Origin of the sequence: Natrinema sp. 1APR25-10V2 (genome assembly GCF_031626495.1) — an archaeon.
Taxonomy (GTDB): domain Archaea; phylum Halobacteriota; class Halobacteria; order Halobacteriales; family Natrialbaceae; genus Natrinema.
In genome coordinates, this window is sequence record NZ_JAMQOJ010000012.1 from 113,911 (window position 1) to 124,773 (window position 10,863).

The 10,863-nt window shown below is 63.4% G+C and carries 9 protein-coding genes; 3 read left to right on the forward strand and 6 right to left on the reverse strand.

The genetic code is table 11. From position 1 onward, the window contains the following. Positions 1-41 precede the first annotated feature (41 nt). Positions 42-803, forward strand: a complete 762-nt coding sequence (locus NDO75_RS27470; RefSeq protein ID WP_310909723.1) for an SDR family NAD(P)-dependent oxidoreductase — start codon at positions 42-44, stop codon at positions 801-803. Positions 804-814: 11 nt separating this feature from the next. Here the strand turns inward: NDO75_RS27470 and NDO75_RS27475 are convergent, their stop codons facing one another. The 5 genes from NDO75_RS27475 to NDO75_RS27495 form a co-directional block, all read right to left on the reverse strand. After that, positions 815-1,786, reverse strand: coding sequence for a succinylglutamate desuccinylase/aspartoacylase family protein (locus NDO75_RS27475; RefSeq protein ID WP_310909724.1), 972 nt, complete (start codon positions 1,784-1,786; stop codon positions 815-817). Between the two features lie 834 nt (positions 1,787-2,620). Next, entirely contained in the window at positions 2,621-3,388 is a 768-nt protein-coding gene (locus NDO75_RS27480) for an IclR family transcriptional regulator (RefSeq protein WP_310909725.1), read from the reverse strand. 209 nt (positions 3,389-3,597) lie between these two features. Next, positions 3,598-4,389 carry an enoyl-CoA hydratase/isomerase family protein gene (locus tag NDO75_RS27485; protein ID WP_310909726.1) on the reverse strand — a complete coding sequence of 264 codons (792 nt, stop codon included), beginning with the start codon at positions 4,387-4,389 and terminating at the stop codon, positions 3,598-3,600. Between the two features lie 129 nt (positions 4,390-4,518). Further along, positions 4,519-6,090 carry a carboxyl transferase domain-containing protein gene (locus NDO75_RS27490; RefSeq protein WP_310909727.1) on the reverse strand — a complete coding sequence of 524 codons (1,572 nt, stop codon included), beginning with the start codon at positions 6,088-6,090 and terminating at the stop codon, positions 4,519-4,521. Continuing rightward, a complete protein-coding gene (locus tag NDO75_RS27495; RefSeq protein ID WP_310909728.1) occupies positions 6,087-7,763 on the reverse strand; it encodes an AMP-binding protein in 1,677 nt (558 codons plus the stop codon). Before NDO75_RS27495 ends, NDO75_RS27490 begins: the two co-directional genes overlap by 4 nt. Positions 7,764-8,003: 240 nt before the next feature. On the opposite strand from NDO75_RS27495, the gene NDO75_RS27500 reads away from it, so the two are divergent. Together NDO75_RS27500 and NDO75_RS27505 are read left to right on the forward strand one after the other, a co-directional pair. Beyond that, positions 8,004-9,668 carry an AMP-binding protein gene (locus NDO75_RS27500; RefSeq protein WP_310909729.1) on the forward strand — a complete coding sequence of 555 codons (1,665 nt, stop codon included), beginning with the start codon at positions 8,004-8,006 and terminating at the stop codon, positions 9,666-9,668. Beyond that, the gene (locus tag NDO75_RS27505) at positions 9,665-10,438 is read left to right on the forward strand and encodes an enoyl-CoA hydratase/isomerase family protein (RefSeq protein WP_310909730.1); all 774 of its coding nucleotides are present in this window, start codon (positions 9,665-9,667) and stop codon (positions 10,436-10,438) included. Before NDO75_RS27500 ends, NDO75_RS27505 begins: the two co-directional genes overlap by 4 nt. 307 nt (positions 10,439-10,745) lie before the next feature. Here the strand turns inward: NDO75_RS27505 and NDO75_RS27510 are convergent. Then, positions 10,746-10,863 (reverse strand): integrase core domain-containing protein (locus NDO75_RS27510; RefSeq protein WP_310906775.1); only part of this gene is annotated, 118 nt, incomplete at its 5' end.

A 10,863-nucleotide genomic window follows, 5' to 3' on the forward strand; every position in this document is an offset into this window, starting at 1 on the left:
CCATGAACGAACTTATGTAGCAGCCGTTCGATACGGGAGCTATGCGACTCGAGAACGAGACGGTAGTTATCACGGGTGCAGCATCTGGAATCGGGCAGGCGACGGCCGAGCGCTGCGCCGAGGAGGGTGCGCGCGTTATCGTCACCGACGTCGACACGGAGGGCGGGCAGGCGGTCGCCGAGGCCATCGAAGACGACGGCGGCGAGGCCGAATTCCACGAGCTCGACGTGACCGACAGCGACCAGTTCCACGCGGTCGTCGACGCGATCGCCGAGGAGTACGGGCTGGACGTGATGGTCAACAACGCCGGAACCGGCCACCCCGGCGGCAGCCTCGAAGAACTGGACGACGAGGTCCGGGATTTCGTCATCGACATCAACATCAAGGGCGTCTGGAACGGCTGTCACGCGGCGCTGCCCCACATGAAAGAGCAGGGCGAAGGTTCGATCGTCAACGTGGGCTCGCTGGCGAGCATCCTCGGACTCCCGAAGCAGGCCGCCTACTCGACGACCAAAGCCGCGGTCCTCAACATGACCCGGACGATCGCCGCCGAGGCCGGCCCCTACGGCGTCCGCGCCAACGCCGTCTGTCCCGGCTTCACCGAGACCCAGATGCTCGAGGGCTACCTCGAGGAACAGAGCGATCCGGAGGCCGCCCGCGAGGCGATGGCCGAAGACTATCCGCTCAAGCGCCTCGGCAAGCCCGAGGAGATCGCGAACGCGATCCTCTTCCTCGCCAGCGACGAGTCCTCGTTCGTCAGCGGTCACGGGCTCGTCGTCGACGGCGGGTTCTCGACCTGCTGAGCCGCCGTCACTTACGCTTCGCGGATCAGTGCGACGCTCGCGAGTTGGTCACCCGCGGTGACCGTCGCCTCCTGGGTGAGCGCGTAGAGGATCCCGCTCCGATCGGCCGACGCCTCGTGGAGGGGTTCGTACGTCGTCGGATGGTAGATCGTCCCGATCGACGTCCCCTCCTCGATCGACTCCCCTACCTCGAGCGACGGATTCGGCCGGAAGAGTCCAGAGTCGTCGGCCGTGACCTGGCCGAGGTGATTCCGGGCGAGCGGCTGGTCGCGTTCGGGAACGTCGCCCGGGAGCAGATCGAGGTACCGACAGACGTCGAGCAGGCCTTCGACGCCCGCCTCGACGACCTCCTCGAGGATCTGTTTGTTGTACGCGAGTTCGGGTGTAATCGATGGGATCCCCTCGTCGGCGGCGACGACCCGGAGCTTGCTCGCGAATCCTCGTCGGTGCCACTCGTCGGGGGCGTCATCGTCGGCCTGTTCCGACAGCAGGAGGTCGGTTCCGAAGGCCTCGCCGAGACGCCGGGAGCGGTCGTCGCCCTCGCGGTAGACGACGTGCGGGAGCATGTCCGGACTGCCCGTGTGGAGGTCGACGAGAGCGTCGGCCGCCGTGACGTACTCCCAGAGACGGGCGGCCATGCGCTGGTGGAGGCTGCCGTTCTCGTCGCCCGGCCAGACCCGGTTCATGTTCTGGTTGACGCTGTCGAGTTGCTCGGGCGTCGTGTACGAGACGTGGTCGAACGTCAGCGGGTTCGCGACGGGAACGGCGACGACCGTTCCCGACAGCGACTCGAGCGGCAGCCGGTCGTGGAACCGCCGGAGGACCTCCGTCCCGTTGATCTCGCGGCCGTGCTGGGCCGCTTGCACGTACAGCGTCGGCCCCGGCTCGTCGCCGCGGTAGGTGTGGACCGTCGTCGTCAGTTCGACCCCCGACGGCAGCCGCGCGAGCGTGATCTGCTCCGCCGTGTGCGTACCACCACTCATGGAATATCGTTCCACGTCCGGCGGTATGTAGCTGCGGCCGGCCATCGGAACGCGAGACCGTCACGAGTTCCGTGAGAGCTGCAAGGTTCGTCTCTCGGGCTGATAACGGCCCTCGGCGCAGTAGCTAAGCCGGTCCCACGCGACGGGAGGACGTACCGATCCGGGTGTCGACGGCCTCCGCTCTGGCGCGATAAAAGTAGCATATATCTGGTAGCATGGGAATGACATTGTTCTGTAAACATATACTCTCCAGTATCTGTGTGGAGGCTAGTATGGCTGAAGTAACGATTGCACGCTCGCGACAGCCGGCTACTCTATCGACGAGAGAACGTCTGCCAGGCGCTGCCGTCGTAGCGTTCCTCGGAGGTTTTTGGGCATCGTCCGATCACCGGAGAGTGCCCATCGTACGAAGACGATCGGGACAGAATCGACAGCGGTAAACAGTCGATATCGGTTGCCGTCGAGCCGTACTTCGGTCTCGTCGCTCTCCCGAGGGCCGGACTCACACTCCGAGCGATCGTCGATCAGTTCCCAGTTAGGAGCAGTCGATCGACGGGAATAGTTGCTGATTATCGAGAAAAGTAACTGTATTCGAAAGTGGTATGAATCCGAACGAACGATAGCTATCGATCGCGGCTTTCGTCCGTGTAGCCGGTTCGGCCCTCGATCCGCCGCAGGAAAGAGCGCTCCGTATCTGGTTGCGAAAGGCAGCTATCGCCAGATCGCTTTACATCCATATGTGCGTAATCCACTCGGCCCCATCGGCTGGTCGAATCGAGAATCCGATAATGCCGGATCCAGTGCGGCGATGGTTCCGAACGGGCATCTCGCCCGCTAGAGCAGGAGATTTACCTCGATCTCGTTAGCCGCTTTCTCGACCGTGTCGACGAGTTCTCGGCAGTACTGTTGGTCATCCAATCGCTTGATCGGACCAGCAATCTCGAGCGCTCCGTATGGTCGTTCGTCGTCGGAGAGTATCGGTTTCGCGATCTCGAACATCCCCTTGAAACTCTCCTCGCGCGCATAGGCGATACCGTTCTCCCGGATCGACTCCAGCGACGCGTTCAGTTCGTCTCGCTCCGTGATCGTATTCGGTGCTTGCGGAGGCATCCCCCATTGTCGAACGATTTCGTCGACTTCCTCCGGTTGCAGAAACGCGAGTATCGCCTTCCCCGAGGCGGTGGTGTGCATCCGCGTCTGTCCGCCCGGCAAGAACTGGTGTTGGATCGATTTCTCACCCTCCACGATCGCGATGTTCGTGACGAGTCCATTTTCCTCGACGGCGAAGTACACCCGTTCACCGGTCTCGTCCGCCACGTTCTCGACTACCGGGGAGACTATCTGGCGCAGTTCGTGTGACTCCTCGATCGACCGGCCGAGATGAACGAAACGGAAGCTGAGGCGGTAGGTGCCGTTATCGTTCGTCAGGTATCCGAGCTGATTCAACGTCGAGAGGTGGGTGTGAACCGTACTCTTCGGGAACCCCAGCTGCTGCGAGAGTTCTTTTACGCTCCCGGAGTCGTGCTCTTTGAGATATTCGATAATCTTGAACGCCGTCCGCACGGATTTGAGCGGTTTCGTGCCGTCCTGATTCCGGGCCATACCCGATACCGTATGCGTCAGAATATAAGTATATCCGATAATCTCGGACGTCGATCGCTGAGACAAAAACGCAAACACAGCTGTATCGGTGACGTGATCGCAACGCATCCGTGCAGAAATTCGGCTACGAACCGAGTACGACCGTGGTTAGTTCGTCATCTCCCGGTCGAACTCCGATCCAACAGGTCGAACGGGGAGCGCGACGGTCGCTACGACCCCTGGAACTCGGGATCACGCCCCTCGAGACGGGCCGTGAAGTCCTCGGTGTAGTCGTCGGTGTCGGTCAACTTCCGGCCGAGTTCTCTCTCGAGTTCGAGGCCCTGATCGAGGGGCGTCTCGAGCGCCGAGTTCAACATCTGCCGGCCGTACTCCATTCCGAGCGGGGCGTTTTCGGTGAGCGAATCGGCCCACTCACGGGCGCGTTCGTCGGTGTCCGCGCGATCCGAGACGACCTCGTGGACGAGTCCGCACCGTTTCGCTTCGGTCGGGTCGATATAGTCTCCGGTGAGAACGAGTTCCTTCGCCTTCGAGAGGCCGATCAATCGAGGGAGGCGCTGCGTCGCGCCGCCAGAGGGGAACAGCCCCAGTTCGACTTCGACGACCCCGTACTTGGCGTCCTCACTGATAATCCTGAAGTCGACCGGGAGAATCAGTTCGAACGCGCCCGCGATTGCCGCCCCCTTGATGCTCGCGACCGAGGGGATCCGCATGTCGTCGATGAAATGGGTGATGTCGTCGAGTTCGGTCTCGAGTTCGAACTCCTCCTCCTCGCCGCGTCGCTTCATCATCTCGAGATCCATCCCGGCACAGAAGACGTCGCCCTCGCCGAGCAACGACATCGCGCGGACGTCGTCGTTCGCGTCGACCGTCTCGAGCGCGGTTCGGAGATCTCGCAGGAGAGGCTGATTCATCGCGTTCCGTCGCTCCGGCCGATTCAGGACGACGTCCGCACGGTGGTTTTCGATACTAAGCAGTACGTTACCGCTTCCTATCTCTCGCATACGCCCGTGCTACCACGAACCGTCATATAAATTTTCAGTACAAAAGCGGCGCGGTTCGGTCGAAACGAGCGGCGTCGCGGTTCCGGTGTGACGGAGGAAAAAATGGATGCCGCTTCTGGGAGTTGCCGCTCAGATGGGCGTGATCGGGCGCTTTTTCGGCGGCCAATCCGAGTCGGACGAATCGCTCGCTCGATCGAACGCGCGTCGGATTCGCTCGCGCGTCTGCTCCGGTTGGATGATGCCGTCGGTGCCGACTCGAGCCGCTGCGCGGACGGCGTCGGTTCGATCCTCGAACTTGTCGATCAGTTCCCGTCGGCGGGCGTCCGAATCGGACGCGGCCTCGATTTCCCGATCGTAGGCGATGTCGACGGCACCTTCGATCCCCATCGCGGCGATCTCGGCGGTCGGCCAGAGCACCGTTAACTCGGAGTCGAGCGATCGCCCGCCGCCCATCGCCACGTATCCGAACCCGTAGCCGCGTCGGAGGACGACGTTCGCGATAGGCACGGTCGCTCGCGCCAGTTCGAAGGGGAGCTTCGCCGAGTGGCGAGCGATCCCCTCCCGTTCCGAGTCCGGTCCCGGCAGGATTCCGGGGACGTCGGTCAAGGTAACGATCGGGAGCCCGTACGCGTCGCAGACCGACGCGAAGTGGGCCGCCTTCTCCGAGGCCGCGGTGTCGATCGTACCCGCTTTGATTCGCGGGTTGTTCGCGATGACGCCGATCGGATCACCGTCGAGGCGGGCGAACGCCGTCACGATGTTCCGCGCGTGGGTCGGTTTGAGCTCGAACGTCGAGTCGCGATCGACGATCCCATCGATGATCGCGTAGATGTCGTACCCCTTCCGCGTGTCCGCGGGGATGACCTCCCGCAACTGCTCGAGCGTCTCGTCGGTCGGCGGCTTCGGGTCGGCGGTCGGTGGCTCACGCCGAGCGTTCCGCGGCAGATAGGAGAGGTACGTCCGAATCGCGTCGAGACACGCTCTGTCGTCCTCGCAGGCGAGGTCCGCCATTCCCGTCTCGGTCGTCTGGAACCGCGCACTCCCGAGGTCGTCCTTGTCCCCGTCGACGCCGAGCGCCGCTTTCACGAGCGACGGGCCGGCGACGCCCATCGTTCCCGTTCCGTCGACGATCGGGACGAAATCCGAGAGCGCCGCGAAGTTCGTCGGCGCCGCGAAGGCGGGCCCCATCATCGCGGAGACGACGGGAACCCATCCAGACAGCGTCGTCTGCAGTTTCGAGAAGCCGTTATCGCCGCGGGCAAACGGTGCCGCATCGAGCCCCTCCTGAATTCGGTGCCCGCCACCGTCGTGGAGCATGACCAGGGGGAGTCCGCGGTCCAGCGCCCGTTCGGCGACGCGTTTCATCTTCCGCCCGCCGGCGTGACCGATCGAGCCGCCTTTCACGGTGAAGTCGGTCGCGAACAGCGCGATCGGCCGCCCGTCGATCTCTCCGAAACCGGTCACGACGCCGTCGGCGGGAGCGTCGTCGCGTTCCCAGTCGACGGTTTCCGGCGTGGTCGGCATCGGTGCCGCGAGGCGTCCGATTTCGTCGAACGTCCCGCCGTCGAGGAGGTAGTCGATTCGCTCCCGAGCGGTCAGCTTGCCTAACTCGTGTTGGTACTCGACGGCGTCTTCGCGGGCCTCGTCCGAGAGTGACCGTTTCGCCTCGGCGACGTACTCGAACGGATCGTCGTCTGTCATTCGAGGAGTTGCTCCCTGAGTTCGACCTTCCGCATCTTATTCGTTTCCGTCGTGGGGATCTCGTCGACGACGAACGTCTCGTCGGGCTGCATGAACTCGGGGAGGCGACCGGCGAGATGGGACGCGATCGTCCCCTCGTCCACCTCGTCCTCGGCTCGAGGTTCGACCGCGAGTCCGACCTGATCCTCCCCGCCTTCCGGCGCCGGAATCGGGAACGCGGCCGCCGCTTCGACGGCGTCGTGGCTCGAGACGGCGTCCTGTATCTGCATCGAGGAGATGTTCTCGCCGCGGCGGCGGATGACGTCACCGAGGCGGTCGACGAAGTAGAAGTTGCCGCTCTCGTCCCGGTAGGCGGCGTCGCCGGTGTGGAACCAGAGGTTTCGGGTCGCCTCGAGCGTCCGCTCCGGTTTCGCGTGATACCGCTCGAGGAGCAGCCCCGGCTGCTTCGGCCTGATGCAGAGTTCGCCGACCTCTCCGGGCGGGAGTTCGCGGTCGCGATCGTCGAGGACCGCGACGTCGACGATGTCGTCGCGGACGCGGCCCATGTATCGCTCCTCGTCGACGCCGTCGACGACCGGGAGGTTCAGTTCGCGGGCGCGCTCGGCGACTGCCTCGGGACCGAGACCGCGCCGATACGAGTCCGGGGTCCCGCCGAGTTCGTCCGTTCGGACGACGCCGACGATCGGGGACCCGGTCTCCGTCTGGGCGAACGCGACCGTCACGATATCGAACCCGAACCGCTCGGCGATGGCCTCGTACTCCTCCGGGAGCGGTTGCATGTGGACTTTGCTGAGCGTGTTCTCGCGGTCAGAATCGGTCTCCGGGGCGTTCATCAGCCACGGCATCATCACCGAGATGAGCGTCGCCGAGGTGGCCTCGTATTCCGCGATGCGATCCCAGAATGCCTGCGGGGAGAACTGATCCCAGAGCGCGACGGTGCCCCCGGCGACCAGTCCGGCGACGACGTCCGCGTAGACGCCGCCGATGTGGTACAGCGGAAGCGACGTGTGGACGACGTCGTCGGCGTTCAGAACGGCGCGTTTCGGGGCGATGTAGTTCGCGAAGATCCACCGGTGCGGGAGGACGACCCCTTTCGGCATCCCCGTCGTCCCGGACGTGTAGACGATGCTCGCGGTGTCGTTCCAGGAGACGTCGACGTCGGGCTCGTCGTCGGCCCCCTCTCGGAGCTCGGCGAAGGCCGTCGTCTCGAAGGACGTCTCCAGCGTCTCCGCGCCCGTGTCCATCACCACCACCTCGAATCCGACCTCGAGGTCGTCGCGAACGGCCTCGACGCGGTCCACGTACCGGTCCTCGATGACGAGCACTTCGGGATCGGTGTCGTTGAGCTGGTAGGAAAGCGCCTCGCCCTCGTATTCGAAGTTAATCGGCGAGTAGACGCCGCCAGCCTTGTTGATTCCGAACATGCCGAACAGCGTCTCGAGTGGATGGGAAGCCATCAGTGAGACGTTCGACCCTCGTTCGACGCCGCGCTCACGGAGCCCGTTGGCGATCCGGTTGGCGGTCGCGTTCAACTCCGCGTACGTGACGTGGCGATCGTCCGGCCCGTATATCAGCGCCGTCTCCGACGGGATCCGATCGGCACGCGTTCGGAGCATACTGTCTATCGTGATCTCCTCGATGGGTCTGGCGTCCAGCGATTCCGGCGTTCCCATATCTGCCTAATCAATAACTATAGTTGATAAGTATTTGGGTGTGTTAACATTGGTCCCGGAATCCGTCGAGTACCATGCGGTTAGCTACGACGACGAACCAGTGTCCGAGACGTGGACCGAAGCGATACTGCCTCGAGCGAACGAGCGACGACGACACCGTCGTCGACGCCGTTAGTTACGGAAACGACGACTGACCCGAATTTTTATCTGTCACCCCAATGGAGGTTGGTACCCGTACGCATGGTTACGACAGAGACGGACGACTATCCAGCGGAGATTCCCCCCGAACCGGAGTTTCCACAGGGTCAGCAACCGCTTCACGAGTACCTCCGGGATCAGGCGGCCGAGACGCCGGATCGCGTCGCGATCAACTACTACGGTCGGGAGATCACGTACGGCGAACTCGACGAGAGCGTCGATCGGTTCGCGACGTACCTCCACGACCTCGGCTACGAGAAGGGCGATACGATCCTCCTGTACCTCCAGAACTGTCCGCAGTACTTCATCGGGTACCACGCCGCTCATCGGCTCGGAATGGCCGTGAGCCCGTGCAGTCCCATGTCGAAAGAACACCGCCTCGAGTACCAGCTCGACGACGGTGACGTGGAGGTCGTCCTCGCTCACGACACCTTCGCGGACACCCTCGACGCGGTCGCGGACGAGACCGACGTCTCGGACGTCGTCTACGCGCGGTTCGACGAGTATCTGCCGGACGATCCGGTTCCGGCTATCCACGAGGACATGACGGCGGCGATCGCGGTCGACCGGCTCGACACGGGCGACGACGCGGTCTACTTCACGGACGCGCTCGAGGAGACGGAGCCGGAGCCGCCGTCGGTCGACTACGAGATGGACGACGTGATTCTCCTGCAGTACACGTCCGGGACGACGGGGATGCCGAAGGGGTGTGAACACACGTACTGGACCGTCCTCCACAAGGCCGCGGCGACGGCGACGATCTACGGATTCGACGCGGAGACGAGCCATCTGGCGGTGATGCCGGTGTTCCACGTCGCCGGGAAACTCAACGCCGTCGACGCGCCCATGGTCGACGGCGGAACCGTCGTCCTGCTGACCCGGTTCGAGACCGAGCCGCTCATGCACGCGGTCGACGCCCATCGACCGACGACGGCCTGGCTGACCACGCCGATGGTTCGGGGAGTACTGAACCACCCGGACCGCGACGACTACGACCTGACCTCCTTCGAGGAAATTCCGGCCACGAGTTTCGGTCAGTCGCTCACCGACGAGCTCTGTGAGCAGTGGAAGTCGGTCACCGGGTGCGAGATGTACGAGGCCGCGTACGGTCTCAGCGAGACCCACACGATGGACACCTTCACTCGAGGGCTCGGCGTCGTCGAGGAGGATTTCATGGGCCGCCCCGCCCACAACGTCGATATCGTCGTCCGGGACTGGGACACCCACGAGGAGGTGCCCCGCGGTGAACTCGGCGAGATTAGCGTCAAATCACCGTCCGTGATGAAGGGGTATCACGACAAACCCGAGAAGACCGAACAGACGATGCACGACGGATACGTGCTGACGGGCGACATCGGACGGATGACCGAGGAGGGGTTCCTCTACTTCCTCGGTCGGCGCAAGAACATGATCAAGTACAGCGGCTACTCGATCTCGCCCGCAGAAGTCGAGACGATCCTCAAAGAGCACGACGGGATCGACAACGCGGTCGTCGTCGGCCGCGACCACGAGACCAAAGGCGAAGAGGTCGTCGCGACGATCACGCTCGCCGACGAGTCGCTGACGGTCGACGACGTTATCGAGTGGAGCAAAGAGAACATGGCGTCCTACAAGCGGCCCCGTGACGTCGTGATTATGAACGAACTGCCGACGACAGACGTCGGGAAGCTAGATCGGCAGTCGATCGAAGCGCAGGTCGATCAATGAGCTACGAGAACATCACCACCGAGACCAGCGGAAACGTGTTGACAGTCACCCTCGATCGCCCGGACACAGGTAACGCGTTGGACACGCCGATGCTCGAGGATCTCACGGACGCCTTCGAGGCGGCCGGCCGGGACGACGGCGTCCGCGCCGTCGTCCTCGCGGCGAACGGGAACGTGTTCGTCGCGGGATCGGACCTCGACGAAATGAAGTCGTACGATCCCGCGTCGTACATCGGGTATCTGGACTCGTTCCACGGGACGATGAACACGATTCGGGACGCGGACGTCCCGGTCGTCGCCGCGGTCGACGGTCCGGCCTACGGTGGCGGGAACATCCTGGTCGGGGCGACCGACCTCGCCGTCGCCGCCGAGTCGGCCTCGTTCGGACAGCAAGAGATCAACGTCGGTATCGTTGGCGGCGCCGAACTGGTCCGTGATCTCCCCCGGAAGGTGGTCAACGAGATCGTCATGCTCGGAGAGCCGTTCTCGGCCGATCGGGCGCGCGAACTCGGACTGATCAATCGCGTCGTTCCGGACGGCGACGTTCACGACGCGGTCGCCGACCTCGCCGACGACCTCGCCGAAAAGCCTCAGGTCGCCCTCGCCGTCGGCAAGCGAGCCATCCGTGCTGCCGAGGACGCCGGTCCGCTGGGGACCGAAACGATGGAAGCGTTCGGGCTATCGCTGTGCTTCGGGACCGACGATCAGGTCGAAGGAATGGAAGCGTTCCTCGAGAGCCGCGAACCGGAGTTCACCGATACGATCGGTTAACGCCCTCAGGCCCTATTTTCCGACCCGCTAGCACCGACGGCAGCGGTACCGAGGCCCGTTCTGCAGCGCTGATAGCGTTCGTCTCCGTCCCCACCTCGACGAACGCCGTCCACTTCGGGTGTGGTCTCGAACGACGGGTCCGCAACGTGAGTGTTCGTCTCGTCCTACAGGATCTGTCGTACGAGTCGTCTCTGCCGGAATTCGCCCCAAAATATATAAAATAGACTGATGAATCGTGCCGTGATGGTTGATACCACAGGCCAGGATACAGTCGGCGGAGAGTACAAATCGGGTTCACCGGTACTGTCTAGTTTAGAACCTCCGCTGGTGTCTGTCCGTTGAATGATTGGTGTGGTCGCTGCGTGTTATAGTAGTGTACGAATTGTTCAATCCATTCTCTGGCGCTCGCTCGACTGCCCACCCAT

Bases quoted from the DNA above. Each gene is read 5' to 3' on its own strand.
- NDO75_RS27470 (WP_310909723.1), top strand. From the start codon at position 42: ATGCGACTCGAGAACGAGACGGTAGTTATCACGGGTGCAGCATCTGGA.
- NDO75_RS27475 (WP_310909724.1), bottom strand. From the start codon at position 1,786: ATGAGTGGTGGTACGCACACGGCGGAGCAGATCACGCTCGCGCGGCTG.
- NDO75_RS27480 (WP_310909725.1), bottom strand. From the start codon at position 3,388: ATGGCCCGGAATCAGGACGGCACGAAACCGCTCAAATCCGTGCGGACG.
- NDO75_RS27485 (WP_310909726.1), bottom strand. From the start codon at position 4,389: ATGCGAGAGATAGGAAGCGGTAACGTACTGCTTAGTATCGAAAACCAC.
- NDO75_RS27490 (WP_310909727.1), bottom strand. From the start codon at position 6,090: ATGACAGACGACGATCCGTTCGAGTACGTCGCCGAGGCGAAACGGTCA.
- NDO75_RS27495 (WP_310909728.1), bottom strand. From the start codon at position 7,763: ATGGGAACGCCGGAATCGCTGGACGCCAGACCCATCGAGGAGATCACG.
- NDO75_RS27500 (WP_310909729.1), top strand. From the start codon at position 8,004: ATGGTTACGACAGAGACGGACGACTATCCAGCGGAGATTCCCCCCGAA.
- NDO75_RS27505 (WP_310909730.1), top strand. From the start codon at position 9,665: ATGAGCTACGAGAACATCACCACCGAGACCAGCGGAAACGTGTTGACA.